Annotated in this window: 18 protein-coding genes and 4 pseudogenes; 14 read left to right on the top strand and 8 right to left on the bottom strand. The window is 48.1% G+C overall.

Annotated elements, in window-relative coordinates; translation table 11 throughout:
• Positions 1-27 precede the first annotated feature (27 nt).
• The 7 genes from BWI96_RS20240 to BWI96_RS20215 are packed head-to-tail and all read left to right on the top strand — an operon-like array spanning position 28 to position 11,118.
• Complete coding sequence (locus BWI96_RS20240; protein ID WP_106638321.1) at positions 28-2,169, top strand: SusC/RagA family TonB-linked outer membrane protein; 2,142 nt, start codon at positions 28-30, stop codon at positions 2,167-2,169.
• 37 nt (positions 2,170-2,206) lie between these two features.
• Positions 2,207-3,103 (top strand): hypothetical protein, encoded by an 897-nt coding sequence (locus BWI96_RS20235; RefSeq protein ID WP_106638320.1) that lies wholly within the window; start codon positions 2,207-2,209, stop codon positions 3,101-3,103.
• A gap of 5 nt (positions 3,104-3,108) precedes the next feature.
• Complete coding sequence (locus BWI96_RS20230) at positions 3,109-4,803, top strand: RagB/SusD family nutrient uptake outer membrane protein (RefSeq protein WP_106638319.1); 1,695 nt, start codon at positions 3,109-3,111, stop codon at positions 4,801-4,803.
• 57 nt (positions 4,804-4,860) lie between these two features.
• On the top strand, positions 4,861-6,570 hold the full coding sequence (locus tag BWI96_RS20225) for an FAD-dependent oxidoreductase (protein ID WP_106638318.1): 1,710 nt from the start codon (positions 4,861-4,863) through the stop codon (positions 6,568-6,570).
• The gene (locus BWI96_RS20220) at positions 6,558-8,411 is read left to right on the top strand and encodes a beta-N-acetylhexosaminidase (RefSeq protein ID WP_198555328.1); all 1,854 of its coding nucleotides are present in this window, start codon (positions 6,558-6,560) and stop codon (positions 8,409-8,411) included. Before BWI96_RS20225 ends, BWI96_RS20220 begins: the two co-directional genes overlap by 13 nt.
• A gap of 27 nt (positions 8,412-8,438) precedes the next feature.
• Positions 8,439-9,158, top strand: coding sequence for a sorbosone dehydrogenase family protein (locus tag BWI96_RS22690; RefSeq protein ID WP_232793842.1), 720 nt, complete (start codon positions 8,439-8,441; stop codon positions 9,156-9,158).
• Positions 9,136-11,118, top strand: a complete 1,983-nt coding sequence (locus BWI96_RS20215; protein WP_232793841.1) for a carbohydrate-binding protein — start codon at positions 9,136-9,138, stop codon at positions 11,116-11,118. The genes BWI96_RS22690 and BWI96_RS20215 overlap by 23 nt, the downstream gene beginning before the upstream one ends.
• Before the next feature lie 243 nt (positions 11,119-11,361).
• Here BWI96_RS20215 and BWI96_RS22685 read toward each other — a convergent pair whose 3' ends face one another.
• The 3 genes from BWI96_RS22685 to BWI96_RS20205 are packed head-to-tail and all read right to left on the bottom strand — an operon-like array spanning position 11,362 to position 12,859.
• Positions 11,362-11,982 carry an ROK family protein gene (locus BWI96_RS22685; RefSeq protein WP_232793840.1) on the bottom strand — a complete coding sequence of 207 codons (621 nt, stop codon included), beginning with the start codon at positions 11,980-11,982 and terminating at the stop codon, positions 11,362-11,364.
• A gap of 35 nt (positions 11,983-12,017) precedes the next feature.
• Positions 12,018-12,566: a hypothetical protein gene (locus BWI96_RS22680; RefSeq protein ID WP_232793839.1), complete on the bottom strand. Its 549-nt coding sequence runs from the start codon at positions 12,564-12,566 to the stop codon at positions 12,018-12,020.
• Positions 12,567-12,571: 5 nt separating this feature from the next.
• The gene (locus tag BWI96_RS20205; protein WP_106638317.1) at positions 12,572-12,859 is read right to left on the bottom strand and encodes a hypothetical protein; all 288 of its coding nucleotides are present in this window, start codon (positions 12,857-12,859) and stop codon (positions 12,572-12,574) included.
• Between BWI96_RS20205 and BWI96_RS22675 the strand changes: the two genes are divergently transcribed.
• The 6 genes and pseudogenes from BWI96_RS22675 (at position 12,858) to BWI96_RS20185 (ending at position 15,672) form a co-directional block, all read left to right on the top strand.
• Positions 12,858-13,082 carry a hypothetical protein gene (locus BWI96_RS22675; protein WP_232793838.1) on the top strand — a complete coding sequence of 75 codons (225 nt, stop codon included), beginning with the start codon at positions 12,858-12,860 and terminating at the stop codon, positions 13,080-13,082. The two genes, BWI96_RS20205 and BWI96_RS22675, sit on opposite strands and share 2 nt — an antisense overlap.
• Positions 13,083-13,098: 16 nt before the next feature.
• A pseudogene (locus tag BWI96_RS22670) lies at positions 13,099-13,260 on the top strand (Gfo/Idh/MocA family oxidoreductase); the annotation flags it as partial.
• A 63-nt stretch (positions 13,261-13,323) separates the two neighbouring features.
• On the top strand, positions 13,324-13,812 hold the full coding sequence (locus BWI96_RS22665) for a hypothetical protein (RefSeq protein ID WP_232793837.1): 489 nt from the start codon (positions 13,324-13,326) through the stop codon (positions 13,810-13,812).
• Between the two features lie 176 nt (positions 13,813-13,988).
• A complete protein-coding gene (locus BWI96_RS20195) occupies positions 13,989-14,507 on the top strand; it encodes a hypothetical protein (protein WP_232793836.1) in 519 nt (172 codons plus the stop codon).
• Complete coding sequence (locus BWI96_RS20190; RefSeq protein WP_106638316.1) at positions 14,504-15,187, top strand: hypothetical protein; 684 nt, start codon at positions 14,504-14,506, stop codon at positions 15,185-15,187. Before BWI96_RS20195 ends, BWI96_RS20190 begins: the two co-directional genes overlap by 4 nt.
• A gap of 140 nt (positions 15,188-15,327) precedes the next feature.
• On the top strand, positions 15,328-15,672 hold the full coding sequence (locus tag BWI96_RS20185) for a hypothetical protein (RefSeq protein WP_106638315.1): 345 nt from the start codon (positions 15,328-15,330) through the stop codon (positions 15,670-15,672).
• 739 nt (positions 15,673-16,411) lie between these two features.
• Here BWI96_RS20185 and BWI96_RS20175 read toward each other — a convergent pair.
• Positions 16,412-17,092, bottom strand: coding sequence for a recombinase family protein (locus BWI96_RS20175; protein WP_106638313.1), 681 nt, complete (start codon positions 17,090-17,092; stop codon positions 16,412-16,414).
• 1,180 nt (positions 17,093-18,272) lie between these two features.
• On the opposite strand from BWI96_RS20175, the pseudogene BWI96_RS23500 reads away from it, so the two are divergent.
• A pseudogene (locus BWI96_RS23500) lies at positions 18,273-20,194 on the top strand (sialate O-acetylesterase).
• 597 nt (positions 20,195-20,791) lie between these two features.
• On the opposite strand, the pseudogene BWI96_RS20160 reads toward BWI96_RS23500, so the two are convergent.
• The 4 genes and pseudogenes from BWI96_RS20160 to BWI96_RS20145 form a co-directional block, all read right to left on the bottom strand.
• A pseudogene (locus tag BWI96_RS20160) lies at positions 20,792-22,722 on the bottom strand (alpha/beta hydrolase-fold protein).
• Between the two features lie 65 nt (positions 22,723-22,787).
• Positions 22,788-23,899, bottom strand: a pseudogene (locus tag BWI96_RS20155) (alpha/beta hydrolase).
• An 81-nt stretch (positions 23,900-23,980) separates the two neighbouring features.
• Positions 23,981-25,057 carry an esterase family protein gene (locus BWI96_RS20150; RefSeq protein WP_106638311.1) on the bottom strand — a complete coding sequence of 359 codons (1,077 nt, stop codon included), beginning with the start codon at positions 25,055-25,057 and terminating at the stop codon, positions 23,981-23,983.
• Between the two features lie 15 nt (positions 25,058-25,072).
• Positions 25,073-26,245 (bottom strand): esterase, encoded by a 1,173-nt coding sequence (locus tag BWI96_RS20145; protein ID WP_106638310.1) that lies wholly within the window; start codon positions 26,243-26,245, stop codon positions 25,073-25,075.
• Between the last annotated feature and the right edge of the window lie 250 nt (positions 26,246-26,495).

The following is a 26,495-nucleotide window of genomic DNA, read 5'->3' as shown; positions in this document are numbered from 1 at the left end:
GTTTCACCTCATATTTTACTTCATGCGATGATGAATTTTACCCAATCCCGGCACCGGGAATGGCTGCTAGCCTTTTTTCTGGTGCTGATGCAAGTATGTACACTTTCAGCACAAAGTCTGATCGTAAGAGGCAGGGTAACGGCGGATAATGGAGAGGCCCTACCCGGAGTAACGGTAGTTGTTAAAAACACTACTACAGGTACCACCACGGACACCGATGGACGCTATACGCTCAGACCCGGTAGCCCTTCGGGGATACTGGTCTTTTCTTACCTCGGCACCACTACGCAGGAAGTTCCTTTTAATGGAGCCGGGGAGTATAACGCGGTGCTTAGTGAAGAATCCAAGAAATTAAACGAGGTAGTCGTGGTGGGCTATGGCACTCAGAAAAAGGTCAATCTGACCGGATCGGTGGCCATTATCGAACCCAAAACCCTCACCAATCGTCAGGTAGGTTCTACTTCCCTGGCCCTGCAGGGAGCCGCTCCCGGCGTAACCATTACCCAGCAGTCGGGCGTACCCGGCGGGGATGCTGGCACCATTCGCATTCGGGGCGTAGGCTCTATCAATGCGGGTCAGAGTCCTTTGATTCTGGTGGACAACGTGGAGATGAGTCTGGATGCCATTGATCCGAATAACATCGCCAGCATTTCCATTTTAAAGGATGCCGCCGCTGCCGCCGTTTACGGTTCCCGAGCCGCCAATGGGGTGGTCTTGGTCACGACCAAACGCGGAGCCAAAGGCGTTAACATCAGCTATAATAGCTACGCTTTGAAGCAAAGTCCTACGGATTTACCGAAGAAAGTAAGTGCTCTGGAACACATGATGTACTGGGATGTAGCCCAGGCTAACAGCGGACTTCCCGCCACTTTTACCCAGCAAATTGCGGCTTACCAGAACACAGGCCCGGATAATAAAACCATTTTCAACACCGACTGGCAAAAACTGGTGCTGACCAATTCCGGGCTGATGCAAAACCACAGCCTCACCCTCTCCGTGGGTGGTGATCGCATTAAAACCTTTGCTTCGGGCAGTTTTTTAAATCAAAACGGACTCACAGCGAACACCAATTACAAACGCCTGGACCTTCGCTTTAACACGGATATTAGTATCACGAAAAAGCTGAATGCCTCGGTGGATCTGGTATTAAATAATTCCAACCGACTCTGGCCGGGACAATCTTCGCCTCAGTACCTGATTCGTGAGATGATTGGGCTTCCCGCCATTACCCCAGGCCGTTTCGATACCGGACAGTGGGGCGAAGGCTGGGCTAACTCTAACCCTGCCGCCAAGGCCCAGGACGGTGGTTTTGACCGTAGCTTAACGGATTCCCGCATCATCAAAGGAACCCTTACCTATACCCCCATCGAAGGGCTGGAATTACTAGCCACCTACAGCTCGAACTATTACACCAATCGGGCTCGCAATTTCGTCGATCAGTACGACATCTATTCAGCGGACGTGGCTAATAATACCATGATTTATCAACGTTCGTGGCCCGCTCTTAACTCACTCTCCGATAACATTTCCCAGAATAACCAAAATCTATTCCGGGCCCAGGCCACGTACACCAAAGCCCTGGGTAAACACGCCTTTACGGGTCTGGCGGGCTTCAGCACAGAAGATTTCAAAACGAGCTTTATCAACACCTTCCGTCAGAATTTACTCTCGCCCGACCGTCCTTACCTAAGTAGTGGTGATCAGTTAGGACAGACGCTGAACGGAGGCGAAAGCCGCTTTTCCATGGTGTCGGCTTACGCTCGACTGAATTATACCTATGACGAGCGTTATTTGCTGGAAGTCAATGGCCGCTGGGATGCCTCTTCCCGTTTCCGGGAAAACAACTGGTGGAAGCTCTTCCCTTCCGTCTCTGGCGGCTGGCGGATTTCTCAGGAATCCTTCTGGGAAAGTCTTCGCTCTACCATTAGCGAAGCCAAAATCCGGGCTTCGTACGGATCTCTGGGTAACCAAAATCTGATTCGTGGCGGGGTAGCAGACTACTACCCGACCTACGCTTTATTTAATTCGGGAACGGCTTATAACTACTACTTCGGTAATGTCGTCGTGCCTGGTTATGCTCTTACGAACGCGGCTAATGCAGGAATTCGCTGGGAAACCTCCCGGATTCTGGATCTGGGTTTTGACATGAGTCTGCTCAAAACGACTTAACCTGACGGCTGATTTCTTCCAGCGGGATATTGTCGATATGCTTCAGTTGGTCCCCATTCCTTCGTATGTGGGCTTAACCGCTCCGTTTGTAAACTCCGGTTCTATGCGAAACAAAGGCTGGGAGCTAGGACTAGGCTGGCGTGATAAAGTCGGAGCTTTTAGTTACCAGGTTCAATTAAATGCTTCGGATGTCAAAAATACGCTGTTACGCAATGGCGGTAAACCTATCATCAACGGAGCTACCATTCAGCAGGAAGGCTCTGCTCTGGATTCGTATTACGGCTATCTGGCGGATGGGTTTTTCCAGACGGCAGAAGAAGTAAAAAATGCCCCTTTCCATTACGGCAACACCGCTCCCGGTGATATTCGCTACCGGGACATCAGCGGCCCCGAGGGCAAGCCAGACGGAAAAATCGATGGGTATGATCGCACCATCCTGGGTAACTACTTCCCACGCTACGAATACAGTCTTAACCTCTCCGGCCAGTATAAAGGATTTGACTTTACCGTTTTCCTTCAGGGTGTAGGGAAAAAGGATAATTACCTGTCGGGAACGGCGGCCCGCCCGTTCTTCTCCTCCAACTTCCAGGGGACCATGTTTGAGTATCAGAAAGATTCCTGGTCGTCTGACAACACCAATGCTGCCTATCCGCGTCTGACCGTTAACAGTATGCCCAACAACTACGTAACCTCCTCTTTCTGGGTACGTTCGGCGGCTTACTTACGTCTCAAAAATATGGTGGTAGGCTATACCCTGCCTACGGGCTTTACCAATAAGGCTCGAATCAAATCGGCTCGTATTTACCTCAGCGGCCAGAACCTGATTACCTGGACTAACTTCTTCCCCGGTTTCGATCCTGAACAACGGGATACGGGTGGTGAGTTTTACCCCATCATGCGTACCTACACCGTCGGTTTAAATCTTAATTTTTAACCCTCATGAAATACAGATTCCTCTCTATACTAAGCCTTTGCGTATCGATGACCCTGTTTTCGGGTTGCAAAGATTACTTAGCCCAGGCCCCCTTGGATGCCCCGGCTACGGGTGAGTTTTTCAATAACCAGAACGAAATGAACGGAGCCTTAACAGCCCTATACCGTTCGGCCTACTGGAATACGGGAAACACGCCCTATCAGTCCATGATGGATGGTTGGACGGATTTAGCCCTGCTGCGTGGACTTGATTTAGGCGAAGGCAATATTGATGTGTACAACGCTCACGCCCAAAACATCTGGACCTTTGCCTATGCGACCATTCAACGAGCGAACACGATGATTGAAGGCATGGAAAAAGGGAAAGGGAATGTTCCGGCGGCTACGTATAACCGCTTGCAGGCCGAAGCCCGGGTCTTACGGGCCTATGCTTACTTTTACCTGGCTTTTATGTTTGGCGATGCTCCCTTACTCACGAAACCTTTATCGCCAGAAGAATTTTACACACAAACCCGAACGTCAAAAGCCGAGATCATCAAATTTATTTACGATGAACTCGACGCAGCAAGTAGCGTTCTGGCCTGGGCCCCAGCGGACTACGGACGGGTTAGTAAGGCGGTTGCTCTGGGCTTGAAAGCTCGCACCGCTTTGTATAATAAAGAATACCAGGTTGCGGCGAATGCTTCCAAACAAATCATCGACGGAGCAGGATTGAGTCTGAATCCAAACTTTGGGGATTTATTCACCAGAACCGGACAACTCAGTAATGCGGGCAAAGAAATCATGTTTCATGTCCTGCACTCGGAAGCCGATGCCAATTCGATTACGTACCTGCCGCTGGGCAGTATCTCCCGGTCAGCGGGCGGGCAATCGGGACGATTCCCCCAACAAAGACTCGTCGATATGTTTGAAGCCAAAGATGGCAAACGGATTGATGAATCTACGGTTTATGACCCCAGCAAACCCAGCCGTAACCGCGATCTTCGCTTAAAGTATACGGTAGCCTTGCCCGGTGATACCATCCGCATGAATTTGCAGACGCTGGTTTACACCATTTATCAGAATACCACCTCGTTTCGAAATACGGACGGTAGCTGGATTACCCGCACCAATGCCGATTTTGATAACGCCTTTGGTCCCGGCAAAAGTGGAGTAGGTTTGCTGCACGCCAAGTATACCTTAACCGAAGAAAATGCCTTTACTTCGCGGGTAGGCTTTATTCTGATGCGATACGCTGAAATTCTTCTGCTGTACGCTGAAGCTAAAATCGAGTTAAATCAGGTGGATGATTCCGTAATCAATGCGATCAATCAAGTCCGGCAGCGAGCCAAACAGCCCGTAGTAGAAGCAGAGGTTCGAACCAGTCCCACGAAACTGCGTCAGCTCATTCGTCGGGAACGGGTAGCGGAGCTGGCCATGGAAGGCTTCCGCTGGTTTGACATTCGTCGGTACGGAATCGGAGAGCTGGTCATGCCGCAGAAGATTGTGGGCGTTCCTAAAACGGCAACCACCCTTGCCGCTCCTCCTACGTTCACCAGCTCCGCAGCTCATGATCTGAATAACATTCCCGTTTATAACAACAGCGAATCCCAACGGTTCATGCGGGAACAACGGTACTGGTATCCCCGATTGGAACTATTACCCGTTCCTCAGACCGAACGAGATATTAATCCGAAGCTTACGCAGAATCCTAATTGGTAAATTTTCCTTCCCCCAGATAAGATTTAGCTGGGGGAAGCTTCTTTTTTATAATTACGTATGAATCGTCGTCATTTTATCGAGCGTTTGTCCCTGGGCAGTGGGGGCTTAATGGCTTCCTCCGCTCTGGCCTTTCCCCTGTCGGGGCAAGCCGCTTCTTTTTCAAAGGCCAGCGGTCAGGAATACACCGCCGATGTTGTCATTGCCGGAGGAGGCCTGGGTGGCTGTGCCGCAGCTTTAGCGGCTTTACGAAATCAGCAGACGGTTATTCTCACCGAAGAAACCGACTGGATTGGCGGACAGGTAACCCAACAGGGCGTTCCTCCCGATGAACACGACTGGATTGAAACGCACGGAGCAACTCGCCTGTACCGCGAATTCAGAACCTCCGTGCGTCGCTATTATCAACAGTTTTATCCGTTAACGGAGGCCGCTAAATCCCGCACGTATTTCAATCCAGGCGATGGAACCGTTTCTAAAATTTGCCATGAACCTAAGGTAGCTCTGGCCGTTTTGGAGCAGATGCTAAACCCTTACCTCAGTTCCCGACAATTACGCATTCTTTTGAATTATAAGGTAACGGCAGCTGACGTGAAGGGCGATGAAGTAAAAGCTCTGAAAGCCATCCACCGCCCCACAGGTACCACGATAGTTCTGACGGCTCCTTATTTTGTGGATGCAACTGAACTGGGTGATTTATTACCTCTGACCCGAACGGAATTCGTTACCGGAGCGGAATCCAGAAAAGAAACCAATGAGTTACATGCCCCCGAAAAAGCCGACCCCAATAACGTTCAGGCCTTCACCATGTGCATGGCTTTGGATTACATTCCCGGATCCACTTTTGTCATTGACAAACCCAAAGAGTACAGTTTCTGGTCCAATTACACGCCTAAATTTACGCCAGCCTGGTCGGGGAAATTGCTCGATCTATCGTACTCCAATCCGAAAACGCTGGTCCCCAAAGCTCTGGGCTTCCATCCAGAAGGGATTGCTACGGGCGATAAACTGAACTTGTGGAATTACCGGAGGATCATTAACAAGGCCAATTTTAAAGCCGGATTTTTTCCCGGAGACATTACCCTCGTCAACTGGCCCCAGAATGATTACACCCTGGGTAACCTGATTGGTGCCAGTGAAAAAGATTTTACGCACCACGTCAATCGGGCCAAACAGTTAAGCCTTTCCCTGTTGTATTGGTTGCAAACCGAAGCTCCTCGCCCCGACGGCGGAGCGGGCTGGGCGGGACTCCGGCTCCGGGAGGATATTATGGGCACGGAAGATGGACTTGCCAAATATCCGTACATCCGCGAATCCCGACGGATTAAAGCAGCCTTTACCATTCGGGAAGAACACGTGGGAGCCGAACAGAGAGCCCAGGTTACGGGTAAAAAAGAAACGCTGGCCGCCCCCTTTAAAGACAGTGTGGGCGTAGGATATTATCACATCGACCTGCATCCCAGCACGGCCCAGAATAACTACATTGATTTTGGCTCGCTGCCCTTTCAGATTCCGCTCGGAGCCTTGATTCCGCAGCGGGTTCGTAACCTCCTGCCCGCCAATAAAAACATTGGCACCACTCACATTACCAATGGCTGTTACCGACTACATCCCGTGGAATGGAGCATTGGCGAAGCCGTGGGTATGCTGGTAGCCTTTGCCCGTCAAAAACAGGTGATACCCAGGGCGGTGTACGAAAAATCTTCATTGCTTGAAGAATTTCAAAAGACCGTTCGCTCCCAGGGCATTGAAACCCAGTGGCCTGCTTAACCGGGCTTTGCAGGCTCTTAACTCTAAACCTATGTATTTTCGTTTCTCTTTTTTGCTTATTGTTTTTCCCTGGGCTCGGAAAAGGGCAGACGCCCGCTCTGATTCCTGTACCTGAAAGCCTTGAGATGGGTTCGGGTACTTTTATGCTGAGTACTCAGACACGATTTTACGCCAGTAACCCCGAAGTACGAGCGTTGATTCAGGAGCAACTCCCTTTTCTGAAATCAGCCTCTTCTCCCGCAGGAGCGACGGTTTTCTTTGAGATTACCCCGAAGCTGAGCTTGGGTCGTGAAGGATACGACCTTCACATCAGCCCTAAAAGCCTTACGCTGAAGGCTACACAAATGGCGGGGCTTTTTTACGGCTTACAAACCCTGCGTCAATTACTGCCCGTTTCGTACACCGCTTCGTCCTACCCTGTTCCGGCATTACACATCCGGGATCAACCCCGGTTTGGCTGGCGGGGGCTTATGCTGGACGTGAGCCGCCATTTCTTTGATAAGGCTTTTGTGAAGCGATACATTGATCAGATGGCCCGTTACAAATTCAATGTCTTTCACTGGCATTTAACCGACGACCAGGGCTGGCGAATCGAAATCAAGAGTCTTCCCAAGCTGACGCAGGTAGGAGCCTGGCGAGTGCCCCGAACGGGTCGCTGGTGGGACATTGCTAACCCTGAATCAGGAGAAGTCCCTTCCTACGGCGGATTTTATACCCAGGACGACATCAGGGAGGTGGTGGCCTACGCTCAGCAAAGACACATCACGGTTATTCCTGAAATAGACATGCCCGGTCATATCATGTCGGCCATTGCCGCCTACCCGCACCTGACCTGTGAACAAGCCCCTGCCGAAGTCCCCCCCAACGGTAAATTTTATAAGTTGAAGGACAATACTTTAAATCCCTGTAATGAAAGCACTTACGCTTTTATTGATCAGGTCTTTACGGAAGTAGCTCAGCTTTTCCCCGCTCCCTACATCCACGTGGGAGGCGACGAAGCGTACAAGGGTTTCTGGGAAAAATGCGAAAGCTGCCGGCAAACCATGCAAACGCATCAACTTAAAAACGTGGAGGAATTACAGAGTTATTTCATCAAACGGGTCGAGAAAATCGTGCAGTCCAAGGGTAAAAAACTCATCGGCTGGGATGAAATTCTGGAGGGCGGACTCGCTCCCGATGCTACGGTTATGAGCTGGCATGGCTTACGCGGGGGGATTGAAGCGGCAAAGCAAAATCACCCGGTTATTATGACTCCCTTCCAGTTCTCTTACCTGGATTTGTACCAGGGCGATCCTGCCGCAGAACCGGCTTCCTACGGAAATTTGAAGTTATCCACTACGTATACGCTGGAACCACTGCCCGATAGTGTAGATGCAACTCTGGTATTGGGGGGTCAGGGGAATTTGTGGACGGAAAACGTCCCCCACGCCCGGCACGTGGAATACATGACCTGGCCCCGGGCTTTTGCCATCGCTGAAATTTTATGGTCGCCCCGCAGAAAAAGAGATTTCCCGGAATTTCTAAGCCGGGTAGAAAATCATTTCAAGCGTTTCGATGAACAGGGCGTTAACTATGCCCGCAGTGTGTATAATCCTTTCGTAAGCGTTCAGAAACATCCTTCGGGTTCGCTGGAGATTGTACTGGAACACGAGATCCCGGGAACTCAACTTTACTATACGACGGATAACACGTTACCAGACTCTTACGCTCCTTTGTATACGCAGCCATTCCTCTTTCCCAAAGGTTCTGACCGGATCAAGGTACTGGCGTACCGGGCGGGTAAACCGCTGGGCAGGCTTCTGGAAGTTTCCTTAGCCGACCTGGAAAAACGGGCTAAATAATCCAGGTTTATTAACCTCTTTATTCGTTTGCTTTATGAAAATTCCAGTGCTAGTTCTGGGTATACTGGGTTGCTTGACCAGCTATACTTTTTCGAAAAAACCGCGATTCAGGCTCAACCTGACAGCAGCAGGTTTACGTCCATTCCTCTCGTTCAGGGCTTGGATGAGCCGATGGGCATGGCGATATTACCGAATAACGATGTCCTAATTGCCGAGCGAAAAGGCAGCCTTAGAAAATACGACGCCTCCCAGAAACAACTGCTTAAAATTGCCACTTTGAATGTCTTTAGCGGCATTGAAGATGGCTTTCTAGGCATTACGGCTGACCCGAATTACGAACAAAACCACTGGATTTACCTGTACTACGGCGTGGGGGGAGAACGTTGGGTAAGTCAGCTCGCTCGCTATGAATTCCGGGATAATCAGCTTGTTACCGCTTCGAAAAAAGTATTACTTGAAATTCCTACCCAGCGAAAATATTGCTGTCACTCAGCGGGTTACCTCACTTTCTCAAAACAGGGCGAGTTGTATTTAGCCACGGGCGATAATACCAATGCCGAGGAAATAGAGGGGCATAACCCTACCGACGAACGTCCCGGTCGCGAGCTGTCGGACGATCAGGCTTCTACGGCCAATAGTAATGACTTGCGGGGGAAGATTCTTCGTATTAAACCCGAAGCCGACGGAACCTACAGCATTCCCGATGGTAACCTTTTTCCCAAAGATGGCTCTAAAAGGTCGGCCTGAAATTTACGTCATGGGTTGCCGAAACCCCTTCCGCATTTCCGTAGATCCCAAAAATGGATTTGTTTACTGGGGTGACGTGGGCCCGGATACGCAGGTTCCCGCTGAAGAAGGTACGCTGAGTTACGACGAAATCAATCAGGCTCGCAAACCGGGCTTTTTTGGGTATCCTTATTTTCTGGGAAACAACGAAGCCTTCCCTAAATACGACTTTGCTACCAAAAAAGAAGGCCCTAAACAGGACCCCGCCCATCCGGTCAATAACTCCCCTCATAACACAGGTCTTAAAGAGCTTCCTCCCGCCCAGCCCGCTCTGATCTGGTACGGCAAAGGGCCTTCCAAACGCTGGCCTCTGGTGGGTAAAGGGGGAGCTAGTGCCATGGCTGGACCTGTCTATTACCAGGATGAATTTAAAAATGCTCCGTATCGTCTGCCCGCCTATTATGAAGGCAAGGTCTTCATTTACGACTGGATTCGTCGCTGGATTATGGCTGTTACTTTAGACGAAAAGGGTAACTATCAAAGCATGGAGCCTTTCCTGAGCCATCTGAACTACGTGGCTCCCATTGATATGCAGTTTAACCGGGATGGTTCGATCTACCTGCTTGCCTACGGCACCAACTGGTTTGCCAATAATGCGGATGCCGGACTCTACCGCATTGAATACGCCGAAGGTAATCGCCGACCCATTGCTGACATTCAGGCCAATCAGACGGTCGGAGCTGCCCCTTTGAAAGTAAGCTTTTCAGCAGCCCACTCTAAAGACTACGATCCCGAAGACAGCCTGCGTTTTAGCTGGAAGGTGGGGTCCAGAACCTATCCGGGGAAAGAGCTGACCCATGTGTTCACGAAAGTCGGTATTCATCCTGTTTTACTAACAGTAACCGATTCCAAAGGAGCGGAAAGTACGACCAGCGTTCAGGTGAAAGTAGGTAACACTCCTCCTACTGTCCAGATTCAGTCAGCTCAAAATCAGAGCTTTTACTGGGATAAAAGTAAACTGGATTATCGGGTCAGCATTAAAGACCCGGAAGACCAGCGGATTGATCCGAAACGCACGCAAATCTCTTTTACCTACTTACCCTTCGGAAAAGATATTGCGAGTGTATTGACCGGAAATACGCACCAGATTTCTGCTCACGCCCAGGGGAAAAGTCTTTTCGAAGCGTCAGATTGTAAATCATGCCATGCTTTGGCTTCCGCATCCATTGGCCCCAGTTTGCAGGCAATTGCCCAAAAATATAAAGGAACGAAAGTGCTAGAAACCCTTACCGAAAAAGTCATCAAGGGTGGTAGCGGTGTCTGGGGTAAATATGCCATGAGTCCTCACCCTGACCTACCCAAAGCCGATGCTCAGGAAATGGTCAGTTACATTCTTTCGCTGGGGGATGAGCAAAAAAAGCTTCCTTCGAATGGTAGCCTTACTTTGACAGGACACGAAGGAAAATCCGCCGAAGGAGCGTATGTTTTCCTGGCTCAATATACCGATCAGGGAGCTCATGGGATTGAAGCCCTTACCACTCGGAAGCATCTGCTCCTGAGAAATCCACTGCTTCAGATGGAAGATAATGACCGGGGTAATGTCGGCGTGATTATTGCTACGGCCAGCACGGATTTTGTCTCTTACATTCGCAAGATTTACCATCAGACCTATGTGGTTTTCAATCAATTGGATCTTAATGGGATTCAGCAACTTAAATATCGGATTCAGAGTCAGGCACCTGGCGGCACCATTGAGTTGCGGCTCGATAGCCCGCAGGGGCCATTGGTAAGCAGTTTAACCGTACCAGCGGCGGGCTCTTCCCGACCCGAATGGAAGGAAATGCTAGCTCAGGTAAAGCCAACGAAGGGTTTCCATGACCTATACTTCGTGTTTGTCAATCCGCAGGCTGCACCGAAAAAGGAACTGTTCTACGTAGACTGGGTATACATGGAACCTTCCCGCTCCGTATCTACCAAGTAAGCCAGACCTGAGAAGCTAGTTTTACTAAAATAGAGAGACAACCTTCACTTGTCTCTCTATTTGTTAAAGATGATCGTTGAGGGCGTTTACGGTTCATCAGCGTTACCCGAAAAAGCGTTGGTAATACTGAGTGTCACAGACGCCTTTCTCAGCCATCCGCGACAAAGTCGCGGACGAACAACGCTCTCTCCATCAGGAAGATAATCCCAAAGCAAATTATTCGGGATGACTAATAAGGAGAGCTTAGATAAGCGAAAGAACGCGATCCCTTACCAGCAGACAGGCCCCGATAATTCCGGCGTGCTCGCCCAGACTGGACATCTTTACCTCCGTGTCTTTATTCACCAGACTTAAGGAATATTTATTCAGAGCAGTTTTAACGGGTAATTGAATGTATTCCTGCGTCTGAGCCAGACTGCCGCCCAAAATCACTAACTCAGGATTAAACACATTAATAAGGAAAGCAATGCCCCGACCCACATTTTCGCCGAGTTTGGCAATGAGTTCAATGGCTAATACATCGTCGTTGAGGGCGGCGGCGATGATGTCCTGCATCTGAATTTGATCCGGCGATAATCCCTTGCGGGTCAGCACCGAGGTTGATCCTTCATTGAGTTTTTCCCGAAACATGCGGGTTAAAGCCCAACCCGAAGCTTCGGTTTCCAGACACCCTTTTTTACCACAATGACAGATAATTTCGTTATCAAAAATAGGCACGTGTCCGAGTTCGCCCGCATAACCAGATTTGCCGTAATACAACTGGCCTTCAATGAGTATGCCCACGCCAATGCCGTAATCCAGGTTGAGAAAAAATACGTTCTGTTCCCGGTCTACTATGCCCGTACAAAATTCCCCGTAGGCCATAGCCCGTGAGTCATTTTCCAGAAAAACTTTGATTCCTACTTTTTCTCAATGACCTCACTCAGCGGACGTTCTTCGAAGAAGTAAAAGCTATAACTGTAACCCGTTTCGTAATTAATGCGGCCCGAGAGATTAATGCCAATGCCTAAAATTTTCGTCCGTGGCACGGTTAACTCTTCGATGAATGCATTGATATGCTCACACAACGTATCCAGGGATACCTGCGTGTTGTCCAGAACAAAGGGAAGGTGTTCGGTTACTTTCAGCAGGTTTTTCTGCAAGTCCAGTAAGCCTATGTTGATATGCGTCTGCTTTACATCCACCCCCAGAAAAAACGCCGAATGAGGAACCACTCCATACAGGTTAGGCTTCCGACCACCCGACGATTCAATTTTGCCATAATCCTGCACCAGCCCTTCCGCTATCAATTCATTGACAACCGAAGTAACCTTGGGCACACTAATGGATAATTCCTTCCCTAGCTCAGGAATGATGGCATTACCAACATTAGCAAAATAACTCAGAATGCTACGTTTAGGATCGAAACTTTTACTGGAAGCTTTGGGTGACTCGACTAGTTTAGTCATCGTAATTATTCATTCAATAAGCTGATCGGAACGGGAAGTTCCGTTCCATCAGAACGTGTCTTTCGATCCGTAGATCTGACTCCATCCTTTTCAAAAAGAAACAAAGCAATGTAATCAGAATTATGTTTTTGTGCTAACAGAAACGCTTTAAATCTCGCTTTTCTTCCGTAAAATTCCACCTGACGACGGCTCAAATGAATCCAAAAATTCAACTGACAGGGCAGATTCAGATCACGTTTAAAGCTCCAGATTTTCGCTATATTTTCACTTCTAAAGATTCGTTCACCGTTCATGTTAACCCGACGAAAGTTTCTCGAAACCAGTACACTTGCCGGTTGCAGCCTGCCTTTTCTTTTCCACAAAACGTCTCCACCAGAGGCGAACCGTATCGGAATTATTGGGCTAGATACCTCTCACAGTCAAATCTTTACAAAGTTGATTAATGAAGGTTCGTATGATGGCTTTAAAGTCGTAGCCGCTTATCCTGAAGGTAGCAAGGATATACCCTCGGCCTAAAGCTTAAGCCGGGAGCATCGAAGGCGTTAAAAAGTTAGGCGTCGAATTAGTCGATTCCATTGAAGCCTTACTTGAGAAAGTAGATTATGTACTGCTGGAAACCAACGACGGTAGGCCGCACCTGTCTCAGGTATTACCCGTTCTGAAGGCCCGAAAACCCGTATTTATCGATAAACCCATTGCTCCCAACCTGGCCGGTGCCCAGGCCATTTTCAAAGCAGCTTCGGATTACCAAACGCCGGTGTTTTCTTCCTCGGCTTTACGCTTTGAGCCGAGTGTCCAACAGGTAGTGAAAGGGACGATAGGTAAAGTGCTGGGAGCGGATGTGTATACCCCCGCCGAGATTGACAAGAACCATTTGGATATGGCCTGGTACGGCATTCACGGCGTTGAAATGCTCTTTACCCTGATGGGTTCGGGCTGTAAAAGCGTGAGTAGAATACACGAACCGGACACTGATTTAATCACGGGCGTTTGGAGTGACGGAAGAATTGGAACCGTTCGGGGCATTCGCAAAGGGACTGCCTCCATCGCCGGAACAGCCTTCGGAGAAAAAGGCATCGCTACCTTAGGCCCATTCAGTGGCTATCGACCTCTAATTGATGAAATCATTCAATTTTTTAAAACCGGAAAAGCTCCGGTAACGCCCGAACAAACCCTGGAAATTTTTACGTTTATGCAAGCCGCAGACCTTAGTAAACAGGCAGGGGGCAAGAGGATACCTATGTAGTTTATACCATACATTAAGTACTAGTATCCGAATCTAAGAATTTACATGACGACCGCTCAAAATAGTTGAAGTTTAATCCCTTTGCCTTAATTGCTTTTTATTTTGGATATATAAAAATATAGCACTTGTTTGCTGTTCGCGATTTGCAAACAGCAAACAAGTGCTATATTTGAATCATGAATGATCACAAGGGTATGAGACCGCACGATATTGCTATTCTCCTGAAGATAGTACTACTCTCCAACGAGAACAAGCCCTGGCAATATCGTGATTTAAGCGTTGCTTTAGATATTAGCTTGTCTGAGATATCTCAGTCTTTAAGAAGAAGTGCATTTTCAGGACTTTATCAGGAAGACCGAAAAAAGGTATTCAGGCAACGTTTATACGAGTTTTTACAATTTGGACTTCCCTATACCTTCCCCGTCAATCCTGGCTCTCTAGTTACTGGAATAAAAACTGCCCACTCTCATCCTTATTTTAGAGAAAAATTAATAAGCAGCCAAGAGCTGGTCTGGCCTTATGAGGACGGAGATACCAGGGGGCAAGCCATCAAACCCTTATACCCTGGAGTTCCTGCTGCCATTCAAAAGGACGAGATATTCTACAAAATGTTAGCCAGCATTGATATTCTCAGAGTTGGCCAAGCCAGAGAAATACTCATTGCTAAAGAAGAATTAGAAAAGTCCATTTTATGAGCCATCAACAAAATATAACGAGAATCAAAGCGGTCTACTTGGCTCTGGAGGAGTTAGGGGATGAAGTACTTTTTGTGGGAGGAGCAACCGTTTCTCTTTACAAAGATCGTCCAGCAGAAGAAATTCGCCCAACCAATGATGTAGACATTCTGATTGAGCTAGCTCATTACAATGAATATGCTACTATTGAAGAAAAGCTTCGCAAAAAAAGGTTTGTTCATGATACGGAATCGGGCGTTATATGCCGTTATAAAATACAAGGAATAGTAGTAGACGTTATGCCTACATCTGGGGCAATACTAGGTTTTAGCAATAGATGGTACGCGGAAGGCTTCAAGCAAGCAATCCATGTTTCTATTGATGAAGGCATTACTATCCGTATTTTCCATCCGGTTTATTTCTTAGCTACAAAGCTAGAAGCTTTCAAAAGCCGGGGAGGAAACGATGGAAGGCTAAGTACAGATTTTGAAGATATAATTTACCTACTCAATAACAGAAATACAATCTGGGCAGAGCTTGCTCAAACCACCGGAACAATTCGGACCTATCTCGTAGAAGAGTTCAAACAACTTATTTCTCATCGGTATATCGACGAGTGGGTCAGTTCTCATTTAGCCTACTCGGAACAACGTCGAGTATCGTTCATCCTTCTATCCATAGAGAACTTCACTCATTCGTAAGTAGAAAGTAATATATTTTTAAGTTAACCCTTATAGCTCAGGTTAATATTAAATATAAAATAGATCTAATCATTGATTATATTTCTTATTTTGGTTGACTTTATAATTGACCAAATCCGCACCAATAGAAATCAACGATTATGAGTTTTTCTTTACTGAAACCCCGCCAGGTAATTAACAAAGCCTTTCTAAAAGTTAAGCCTAATCGAATTGATATTAAAAAATTCAAAAAGAACCTGATCCAAGTGCTAGATCAGGTTCATGAGCTGGAATCTGAAGAGTTTCATAAGAATATTGTTTCTCGTTTTTTAGAAGCCACGTATTACTCGCCTAACCATTATATCAACACGAAGGGTCGTAATGATTTAGTCATTCACAATGGAAACTCTTCCCACACTTCAGTAGGCGTTATACTGGAAATTAAAAAGCCCACTAATAAGGCAGAAATGTTAAGCCTTGGAAAGCTTAATACGAAAGCTTTCTAGGAACTACATTTATATTATTTACGGGAACGCATCACTGGTAAGAACATAGAAATTAAACACGTAATTGCTTCCAACATTTACGAGTGGTTCATTTTTGATGGAAGTATTTTTGAACGAGTCTTCGCCCAGAACAAGCGATTGGTTCAAAAGTTTATTGATTTCGAAGCAGGTAGACTCGGGGATCGCAAAACAGAATATTTTTATAAAGAGATTGCTGAACCGGCAATCTTTTCGTACAGTGCTATTGCACGAATCCTTGGAGTACATCGCCTTACCGTATCTAGTTATGCTACTTTACATGGATTGAAGAAGTAGTAAGATAAAACGTAGCAAGTCATTTAAAAAAATGGAATGACTTGCTGCATTCTCTATAGTAAGTAAAATTTATTCAATACCAATTCAAAATCATATACTAGTTGATTTAACCCTATAACTATCCACGATTATTATTAAGCTCTATATTTATTAAAGTTAATTCCCGATATAACTCCAATAAGGATATTATCTTATAAAAAATAGTAATCAGTAAGTCAGCTAATTCTTTTAATCCATAATTTCTATCTTTACAAATCTCATTTATCATCGTCAAATACGACAAATAGTATCATGTCAAATAATGATCTCCTAAAAATAAGTATTAGTTCTAAAATGGTTTTCGATTAAACATTGATATATTTCTCTTAACCTAAATGTAAAGCAAAGTCAATTCCTCTATCGTCTACGTCATTACTATGCACCATTATAAGCTAATTAATGAGTTATTTAAATAGTTTAACAACCCGCTGAACCTGCACAATCTGAAAGCTTCCCCCTTACGAGTAGTAAATCCATTCGCATTAAGTTGGCGAGCAATTTCGGCCCAGCTATACCCAAAATCCCGTAGTTTCTTCGCGAACGCTCCGGCCCGGCGGTTGTTTTGATCGGCCTGGGCATTCAATTGCGTATGGAGTGTTCCTTTGCGTTTAGCTTGTTCCGTTAAGTTAGCCGGAGTACCTAAAGTAAAACCCCTTTTTTTCTTTTCGGCCAAAGCTTTTTTCGTTCGATCTGCAATCAGCTCTCGCTCGTGCTGAGCCATGGTAGCCAGGATACCAATGGTGAGGGTATTGGCTTCTGGCATGTCGCAACACACGAAGTTCACCCCCGAATCCCGAAGGGTAAAGACAAAGGCTACATTACGAGTCAATCGATCCAGTTTCGCGATGAGTAAGGTGGCTCCATTAGATTTACAGTGGGCGATGGCGGCCTGTAGTTGGGGCCGTTCATTTTTCTTTCCGGATTCGATGTCGGTAAAGCTGGTAAGCACCTCCCCTCTGGAAGTCACAAAATTTTCAACGGCCTGCTTCTGGGCTTCAAGTCCTAACCCGGACCTTCCCTGCTTTTGAGTGGAGACTCGGTAATAAGCCACAAACGCTTCTCTCATTTTTAAATTATTTTATTAATTACCTGTTCCACGGCAGAAATTCTTCAAATATACTAAAAATTACAAAGCATGAATGAGCATTTAAAGAATGTAAAATTTAAGATTCACATAATAAATAATTATGAATTTTAAATCCTCATTATATTTTCTTATACTCAATAATATAATAAGCAAAATCTCATGACCAATCTTATTAAAATCAGATATAATAGATTATTATTTAAAGGCAATATTCATCACTTTTATTGATATATCTCTTAGGAGCGATCTGAATCATGAAGATTTAATTGAAAAATATACGTGACTCATCGATCATTATTTTAAGTGATATAATTTGCCTTTTCATCATCATATCCTATTCGTTAAAAAATTTTCTATTTTAATCTGTCAAGCAGAGCGGAGGACCTTACTGATGCCTCCGAGTCGCTCCCGCAGTCGCTCGGCTCTAGCCGAGTGACTGCGGAATGGATATCAACAATTGGATGTTAGACGAATGATGCCAGCGAAAAAGCTGGCATCGGTGGGACTGAAGTCTATGGATTTGTCCCTTTCATTTTCTCGCAGTCGCTCCGCTAGAGCCGGCGACTGTGGGAGACTCTGTAATCTAGTAAAAGCCTTTTTGGTTTTTAAAGAGTGGAGACGCGACTGTATCGCCTTTGACTCTCTCCGCCATGGCTGGTGTCTCACCAGTCCCCAGTCGTTTGTACGCAAACATTGTTTGGTAAGGCACCAACCACGGCGTAGGTAAGGAATACAGAGGTACCCAAAAACCGCCTCTTACCCAGATACAGTCGCGTCGCTACTGGGGAACCTGTGAGGTAGGCGGCTTTATTAGGGATTTTGGGTTTAAACCATAGAGACTGACATGGCCCACTGGTGCGAGGTTCCATCTCGTTCCTTCAATGAGGCAGGTTCTCACCTGCCGTTCCCCCTACAAACCTGTCATCCAAAGCGAATAAACCTACTGATCTTGCTTTCCTGTTTTCAGTCGAAGAGGGTTTCAGAAGCTATGCTTCGCATGAGGATTATACAATTATACATTTTAGACAGTCCTATACACTTTGAGCAAAAGTTTAGCTGAAAAGTTCTAGCATTCTCAGGGCCTACCTTGTATTTTAGTAGCCATACTCTTTCCGTGATCTGGCTGCTCTCGCCAGCATTCTCGTTCATCGATACCTTCATGAAAAAATCAGCTTTCCTTTTTTATTTTCTTGTTCTCATTGGCTTTTCGCTTTCCGCTCAGGTTCGTTTGCCGAAATTCATTAGTGACGGCATGATCCTCCAGCGGGACACTCCATTAACGATTTGGGGCTGGGCCAAACCCGGCGAAAAAGTAACCGTACGTTTCCAAAACAAAACGTATAAGACCACTACATCATCGAACCGTAAATGGCAGATAGGCCTACCCGCCCTACCCGCTGGTGGGCCTTTTCAGATGGAAATTGCCGGGAGTAATCGGATTACCATTCAGGATATTTTACTGGGAGATGTCTGGTTTTGCAGTGGTCAGAGTAACATGGTGCATCAATTAAATATTCATGATGTTACCTACGCTCAGGAAATTAAAACAGCTAATTACCCCCAAATCCGGCAATTCTGGGTACCAACGCTGACCAACCTTCAAAGCCCGCAGGCCGAGTTGCCGCAGGGACAATGGAAAGCCGCTGTGGGTGAGGAGGTTCGGCCCTTTTCGGCAGTTGCCTATTTTTTCGCGAAAACACTCCATGAAAAGTATAAAGTCCCGATTGGTATCATCAATGCCAGCGTGGGAGGCACGCCCATTGAAGCCTGGATGAGTGAAGAGGGGTTGCGAAACTTTCCCGACGCAGTCGCCACTTTGCAAAAAAATAAAGACACAGCCTACGTTCAAAGCCTGATGCGGCGAGTCACGACCCCGCAGCCCCGACCGATGCGGGTCTGGAAGCTCCCCGAAGTGTACGAGGTCAATGACTCCTCCAAAGGCTGGCGGCCCATCAACGTTCCCGGCTATTGGGAAGATCAGGGAGTGAAAGACCTGAACGGTATCGTCTGGTATCGGCGGGAGCTGGAACTTCCGGCGACGATGGTGGGGAAAGCCGCCAAGGTTTTTCTGGGTCGGATTGTCGATGCGGATGAGCTGTACATCAATGGTATTCTGATTGCAAAAACGGCTTATCAATACCCCCAGCGACGTTATCCTGTCCCCGCAAACATACTAAAGGCAGGGAAAAACACCATCGTGGTTCGGGTAACGAATACCGGAGGCAAAGGTGGTTTCGTACCGGATAAACCCTACTGCCTTTTCGCCGGAACCGATACCGTAGAACTGAAAGGAACGTGGCAGTATAAAGTTGGCCTCTGTGGTTCAAGCCCCAGCCCTCGGGGCGGAGTTCCAGGGAGGCCTGAATGCTCAGAATCAGCCGACGGCTTTGTTTAATGCCATGGTTGCTCCCTTTACTTCCCTACGCAATCAAAGGGTTTTGCTGGTATCAGGGCGAAAGTAATGCCGGACAACCACAGGCGTATGCTCAACTGTTACCCGCCCTGATTCAAAACTGGCGGCGGCTGTGGCAACAGGAATCGCTACCCTTTTTGTACGTACAACTGCCCGGCTACATGGATTACCAATACCTGCCCGGCGAGAGTAACTGGGCCCTGATGCGGGAAGCTCAACTGAAAGCTCTTTCGGTGCCGAATACGGCGATGGCCGTGGCGATTGACTTGGGGGAATGGAATGATATTCACCCCGATAACAAAAAAGACGTGGGCGAACGCCTGGCCCGAACGGCCCTAAAAACAGTTTATCACGAAAATATAGTCGCTTCCGGACCGCTGTTTCAGTCGGCCACGATACAGGGAAATAAAATAAAACTCAGCTTCACGAACGTCGGAAGTGGCTTGCAGGCCATTGACGGCGAACCCCTGGGTGACTTCGCGATTGCGGGTAGTGACAAGAAGTTTGTCTGGGCACAAGCCCGGATTGAGGGGGATCAAGTAGTAGTCTGGAGCGATGAAGTGCTTAATCCACAGTACGTTCGTTATGCCTGGGCCGACAACCCGGTTCACGCCAATCTTTACAATAAAGAAGGCTTACCCGCCTCTCCGTTCCGAACGGATCAGTAGTTTGCAAATCCTAGCGACTGTCTAAAAATAAAAGTTTATGCAGCGATCTGTCAGCGAGAGCGAAGCGGAGGAGCTTACTTGCTTGCTTCCCCGGATTTCATCCGGGGCTATCCGTGTTGAACCCTCCGGGGTTATTGGTTGTAAACCTATTATAAAAACAACCCCAGCGGGGTTGAATATGAATAGCCCCGGATTTCATCCGGGGACAAGGCGGTGCCTAGTTTAGTGCTGATGATAATCACATTATCATCAGCATCTGTCATTCAGAGCAAAGCGAGTAATCTTATGATCTTTTGCGAGCTTGTTGGGTCAGGTGCTAACTGACTAAACCCGCCCCATTCCACCCAAGGTCTCTCACTTCGTTCGAGATGACAGATAAGGGGTTTAGTTTAAATCCATTCCGTCTCGTTCCTATGATAAGGCAGGTGGGTGCCTTATCCCTCAAAGTTTCAAAAGCCCTGATCTTCGATTCTATATCCTAGACAGCTTTTTAACAAAAAGAAAAATCCACCCGGTGAGGTGGATTTTTCTTTTCACTGCCAGTACCCTTATAAAAAGTCAAAAGCAGCGAATTTTCGGGGTTGGAGGGGCAGCACTTTACTTAAATAACAAAGGAACAAACGAGTACAGATCGTGCCGCCAGACGGGCCAGGTATGCCCGCCGGGGTATTCGCTGTACTGATACTTGATTCCTAGCTCATCGAACTTTTGTCGCATGATTTTACAATTCTGGAACGCAATGTCTTCGGGGCCCCCCATCGAAATCCAGAGCTGTTTCAGGTTGGTATTGATGGTTGAAGCATTGGTTTTCATGAAGGCATATTGCGGGTCGGAGAGCGTTGGATTGTTGGCAAACCAGCCCGAGCTGAATACGCCCAGATACGAAAAGAGATCGGTATTTTTCACGCCCGCGTACAGCGTTTGAAGACCGCCCATCGACAAACCCGCCAAGGCTCGGTTACCCGGCTCCTTTTGACGCGGTAGTTACTTTCAATCAGGGGGATCACCGCTTGCTTCAATTCACTTTCGAAGGCTTTCAGTACATTTTCGTTGAAGCCCGCCAGTCCGCCGCCCATACTCACGTTTCCGTCCAGCATAACAACCAGCATGGGTTTTGCCTGTTGGTCGGCAATCAGATTGTCCAGAATCAGATCCGTTTTACCCTGGGTCGCCCAGCCGCGTTCATCTTCCCCACCGCCGTGCAAGAGGTACAGAACCGGGTAGGTTTCGCCGGCATTCTTATCGTAGCCCGGAGGAGCATACACGTAAACCCGCCGCCAGCTATTCGTCACGGGTGAAAAATACCGCTTCATCCGAATGTCGCCGTGCGGCACTTCTTTCAGGGCGAAGTAACTGCCGTCCGGGTCCGGAATTTCGATACCACTTGCCATCCGGCTCATGCCGTAAAAAGATTCGCTGGCCGGATCAGCTACGGCCACTCCATCAATCAGCAGGGAATAATAGTGAAATCCCCGGCTTACGGAATCCGTCGTCACCGTCCAGAATCCGCTGGTATCTTTCACCATATCATACTTCTTGCCCAGGTCTACCTGTACTTTCTGAGCCTCGGGAGCTTTTACCCGAAACACCACCCGATTATCCGGTAAAATCTGCGGATACGAGGCGTTACGAATATTGGTAGTCGCCGACGTGCCCAGCACCGTGTATTTGGAAAGGGACGCTACATCAACGGGCTTGAAGAGAAACTGGGAAAACATGTACAGCCCGTTTTTCCAGACTTTGAAATCATGTACGCCCGGTTCGACATAGTATACGTGCGGCACCCGCTTCTCAAATAGATAGTCGTGCGTGCGTTTGCTGAAGGTAATCAGGTTGTCTTTATCGCCGCAGGAAATCCAGAGCAGCTTTAGTTTCTTTTTTGCTTCTTCCGGATTGGGTACCAGCTCTTCCGGTTTTCTAGTGTTGGGGGCCGAAGAGAAGCCGCCGACCCAGGCGAATTTGTCCAGATTGCCCAAGCCGAAATTGAGCGATTGCCCGCCCCCCATCGAGAGTCCCGCAATGGCCCGATGTTCGCGGTCCTTCAAAGCGGGGTATTTTTTCTCGACAAAGGGAATCAGATCGTTCAGTAGATCTTTCTCAAAGGTACTGAACGCTTCTACTTTTTCCTTATCGAAAATATTACCAATCGGACGGTCATTTTTCATGGCCCGCCCATTAGGCATAACGACGATCATCGGTTCGAGTTTGTTTTCGGCGTACAGGTTATCCAGAATGACCTGAGGTTTGCCGCCGTTTAGCCACTCTTTCTCGTCGCCGCCAATCCCATGCAACAGATACAGGACGGGATATTTTTTGTTTTTGGCGTATCCGGGCGGCGTATAGATCAAAGCTTTCCGCTTGACGCCCACCGTTTTTGAATCATAGCTTACGGTATCCAGTTTGCCGTGAGCGATATCAGATCGGGCCACATCAAAACCTTTGGGGGCTTCTTTGACCGTAGGCTGAGCCAAGGCAGCACCCCAGGTTACGACCCAAAAGGTACTGAGGAATAGGAATTTAAGGTTCATAAGGAATGGATAGATAAACCGATCCTTCGGAAGGATAATGATCCGGAAGTAGTCAGTGGATTAGGTTAGTTCTTGAACAGCAGTGGAGCCAGTTCGTGGAGGCTCCGTCGCCAGGTCTGGAATTCGTGGCCGGTATTGGCGGAGACGTAGGAAACGGCGTTGTACCCCGCCTTTTTCAAGTCTCAGCAGCCTTTTTCACGGCTTCGGGTCGCTCCTTACTGCCGCAACTGATGAAAAGCAAATGGGCTTTGGGTTGATCTTTTAACTCTTCCGGCGTATACAATCCACCGCTGAGGAGGCCGTAATAGCCGAACACTTCGGGTTTGTTGAGGGTGATGGTATGCGTTTCCATGCCCCCCATCGACAGTCCGGCCATCGCCCGATTGGAGCGGTTAGCCAGGGTTCGGAAGTGCGTATCTACGTACGGAATTAGCTCATCGACCAACACCGTTTGAAAGGGTTCAATCTTGAAATTACGGATGCCGCCCATTTTCACTTCATTCGTCATGCCGTAAGTCATCACAATGATAAAGGGTTTGATTTTTCCCTCGGCAATCAGATTGTCCATGATCAGATTGGCATGTCCCTGATTACTCCAAGCGGTTTCATCTTCGCCCCAGCCGTGCTGGAGATATAATACCGGATATTTTTTTGAGGATTCCTTTTCGTATCCCGGTGGCGTATACACAAAAGCCCGGCGGGAGGTATTTGTACTTTTAGACGGGAAAAGCACCTGCTGTACGTGGCCATGCGGAACATCTTTCAGGGCGTAAAAATCCTGATCATGGGCGGGAATCTCGATGCCGCTCTCCCAGCGTACCGAGCCGTAATAGTTCTTAGCCCCGGGGTCATTGAATTTCCCACCGTCAATGGTTACGTTGTAATAATGGAAACCCTCATCCATGGGTCCGGCCGTCGTGCCTACCCAAAAGCCGTCGTCGCTTTTGGTAAGCAGCGTTCCGCCTTTCCCGCCCAGGCCTAGACTCACTCGCACACTATCCGCTTGAGGGGCCTTGATGCGAAACCGGGCATACCCCTGCGAGTTGACCTGCGGGTATTCCTGACCGGGTTGATTCAAAGTGGAGGGTTTAAAATCCTCCGTTACGGTTGTTTGTGAAAAGCAGGCGGTCTGAGCCAACGCATAGGCCAGCACGACCGCGATTGTGTTCCGAATCATAGATTTGTTTCTTAGAGGTTACATCGTTTACTAGAAAACTTTCCTCGGTTAACCCGTTCATTGCCAGAACTAACTGAGGGTTTATTGAAAAAGCTGAGGTAAAGTTTGAGCGAGGTATAATTTACAATTCATCCAGGTATGGCCGCCCGATACGATAAGGGGCGTAACCTTTAGTTTCTTCCCCTGAAACATCGCAATGTTCTGTTTTACTGGTTCGTAGAGAAAGTCATCCGTTCCTACACTGATGGTAAATAATTTGAGTTGTTTATTCAGTTGCTCCGCATTGGGTGACCAGTTGGTAAAGTTTTTGGCAAACTCTTCCGTGGCGGTATACGGAGCGTAGGAGCAGATGTAGGCGAACTTGTCGGGATTCGTCAGACCAATGTTGAGCGTTTGACCACCGCCCACCGAAAAGCCCGCTACCGCCCGGTTTTTACTGTCTTTGTAAACGGGGTAATTGGCTTCCACGAACGGAATAATGTCGTTGACCAGGTCCTTTGTGAAGTCAGCCATGGGACTGGGGCGAACATTTCCGTACGGCATGACAATCAGCATGGGTTTTGCTTTTCCCTGAGCGATCAGATTATCGGCAATCCAGTGAGCCCGTCCGACTTTCGTCCAGGTTTCTTCGGTGTCAGAACCGCCGTGAATCAGGTAAAGCACCGGGTATTTTGTTTTACCGTTAGGGTCAAAACCGGGTGGCGTATAAATCAGCACGTTCCGCGTTCGCCCGAGCGTTGCTGATGAATAGTATCGATAGCTGACTTTACCGTGAGGTACGTTTTGCAAGGAATGCACCAGCGGCTGATCCCCCGGAATATCGACGATACTTCGTTTAAATCGTTCGTTGGCAAAAATGTAAGTATTGTTGGGATCAGCGATCTGAACGCTGTCTACCGAGAAACTATACGGATACACGTCAGGCTTCACTGGCGGTACGGTTACGCTCCAGAGGCCGGACGTATCCTTGGTCATAGCTACGGGAGCCGACAGAAATTCCCCATTTAATGTCACTTTTTTGGCATTCCGGGAGAAATAGCGAAATGTGACGCGATGATCGGGATGTACTTCGGGAGAACTGATGGAGGGCGGACGCTGAGCCATTCCCGCAAAACTCGATCCCAGCAGTAGGGACAGAAGATAGATGACTTTTTTCATAGCGGTAAGCTGCGTCTATTGAAAGAGTAAGGGAGCGGTTTCTGCCAGGTAAGCTTTGACATTCATCCAGGTGTGTCCTCCGTCCGTAATCCGGCTTTTGAAGTTGACGTTCTTCGACTTCAGATAATCCATGAATTCGAGGGTGCCTTTGTAGAGAAAATCGTCACTTCCGACGCTTACCCACAGTAATTTCAGTTGCCGATTGGTTTGGGCCGGATTACTGGCAATGGTCTGGTAGCTCTTTTCCATTTCGGCGGGTGAGAGGTACGAACTGTAGGCACACACCCAGGCAAAAGTATCCATGTGACCAAAGGCGGCCCGGAGGGTTTGTCCTCCACCCCGTGAGAATCCGCCGATGGCCCGGTTTTCCCGATTCGCCAGGGTTCGGTAAGTTTTCTCGATGTAGGGAATGATGTTCTGGATCAGATCGTCGCCGAAAGCATTCGCCCGATTGACGGCGTCGGCATCGTCGCGTACGATGGGATCCGCAGGTTTGGCTCCACCCTTTTGTTCCGCTACCCGAGCGGCAATGTTGCCGTAGGGCATCACGATGATCATCGGTTTGGTTTTCCCCTCGGCCAGCAAGTTGTCCAGAATCAGATTTGTTCGACCCACTTTGTAGAAGGTTTCCTCCGTATCCGTGGTGCCGCTGATGAGGTAGTATACCGGGTATTTTTTCGTGGGATTCTGATCATATCCCGGTGGCGTATACACCACCAGCGAACCCGTCGTGCCTTCGGCCGAGGGGTAATACTCGTATGATACCGTGCCGTGCGGTACGTTTTTCAAGGCATGCATCAGCGGCGTATCGCCCGGTACATCGACCAGACTGGCCTTGAATCGCTCATTCGGGAAAAACGCCCCGTTTGCCGGGTCCATAACGGTCACGCCATCGACCTGAAAACTGTAGGGATAGATATCAGGCTTTACCGGGCCTACCGTTACGCTCCAGATGCCCTGGTCATTTTTCGTCAGCGGAACAGCCGTCTTTTCAAACTGCCCACTCAGCTTTACCTCCCGGGCCGTTGGGGCCAGATAGCGAAACGTAACCGTGTGATCCGCATGAACCTCGGGCGATACCACCAGCGGTCCCCTCGGTGGCTGGGCCGGGGAAGCCCCTATCAGGCCAGCTAATAATCCGCTGAACAACCATCGGATTAGCCGGGGCTTCAGGTAATTGTTTTTCATAGATTAAAGGGGTTTAGAGTAAAGAGAGCCTTTATTACAAAAAGCCTGTTTCATTTGATGGGTTGAAACCTCGTCATTCACCTAGACGGTTGGTACCGCAGACACGGCCGACTAGTATAGCCCGTGAGCCTTGCAGGCTGGACCTCTCCACGACTAAATAGCTATTGGTTATTAGCCATTTGGCATTGTCGACGGCATAAACCCGAATGCCGTGCTCAAGCCGCCTACCCTTCCATGGCAGCTCTCTCCG

This window comes from Siphonobacter sp. SORGH_AS_0500 (assembly GCF_002838835.1).
Lineage (GTDB): Bacteria > Bacteroidota > Bacteroidia > Cytophagales > Spirosomataceae > Siphonobacter.
This window is presented reverse-complemented; position numbering and strand designations above follow the sequence as displayed.

What these genes read in the sequence shown, in the direction of transcription:
- BWI96_RS20145 (WP_106638310.1), bottom strand. Translation starts at nt 26,245, where the DNA reads ATGAAAAACAATTACCTGAAGCCCCGGCTAATCCGATGGTTGTTCAGC.
- BWI96_RS20185 (WP_106638315.1), top strand. Translation starts at nt 15,328, where the DNA reads ATGAGTTTTTCTTTACTGAAACCCCGCCAGGTAATTAACAAAGCCTTT.
- BWI96_RS20225 (WP_106638318.1), top strand. Translation starts at nt 4,861, where the DNA reads ATGAATCGTCGTCATTTTATCGAGCGTTTGTCCCTGGGCAGTGGGGGC.
- BWI96_RS22685 (WP_232793840.1), bottom strand. Translation starts at nt 11,982, where the DNA reads ATGGCCTACGGGGAATTTTGTACGGGCATAGTAGACCGGGAACAGAAC.
- BWI96_RS20240 (WP_106638321.1), top strand. Translation starts at nt 28, where the DNA reads ATGATGAATTTTACCCAATCCCGGCACCGGGAATGGCTGCTAGCCTTT.
- BWI96_RS22680 (WP_232793839.1), bottom strand. Translation starts at nt 12,566, where the DNA reads ATGACTAAACTAGTCGAGTCACCCAAAGCTTCCAGTAAAAGTTTCGAT.
- BWI96_RS20235 (WP_106638320.1), top strand. Translation starts at nt 2,207, where the DNA reads ATGCTTCAGTTGGTCCCCATTCCTTCGTATGTGGGCTTAACCGCTCCG.
- BWI96_RS20195 (WP_232793836.1), top strand. Translation starts at nt 13,989, where the DNA reads ATGAATGATCACAAGGGTATGAGACCGCACGATATTGCTATTCTCCTG.
- BWI96_RS22675 (WP_232793838.1), top strand. Translation starts at nt 12,858, where the DNA reads ATGTTAACCCGACGAAAGTTTCTCGAAACCAGTACACTTGCCGGTTGC.
- BWI96_RS20230 (WP_106638319.1), top strand. Translation starts at nt 3,109, where the DNA reads ATGAAATACAGATTCCTCTCTATACTAAGCCTTTGCGTATCGATGACC.
- BWI96_RS20175 (WP_106638313.1), bottom strand. Translation starts at nt 17,092, where the DNA reads ATGAGAGAAGCGTTTGTGGCTTATTACCGAGTCTCCACTCAAAAGCAG.
- BWI96_RS20215 (WP_232793841.1), top strand. Translation starts at nt 9,136, where the DNA reads ATGGCTCTAAAAGGTCGGCCTGAAATTTACGTCATGGGTTGCCGAAAC.
- BWI96_RS20190 (WP_106638316.1), top strand. Translation starts at nt 14,504, where the DNA reads ATGAGCCATCAACAAAATATAACGAGAATCAAAGCGGTCTACTTGGCT.
- BWI96_RS20205 (WP_106638317.1), bottom strand. Translation starts at nt 12,859, where the DNA reads ATGAACGGTGAACGAATCTTTAGAAGTGAAAATATAGCGAAAATCTGG.
- BWI96_RS20150 (WP_106638311.1), bottom strand. Translation starts at nt 25,057, where the DNA reads ATGAAAAAAGTCATCTATCTTCTGTCCCTACTGCTGGGATCGAGTTTT.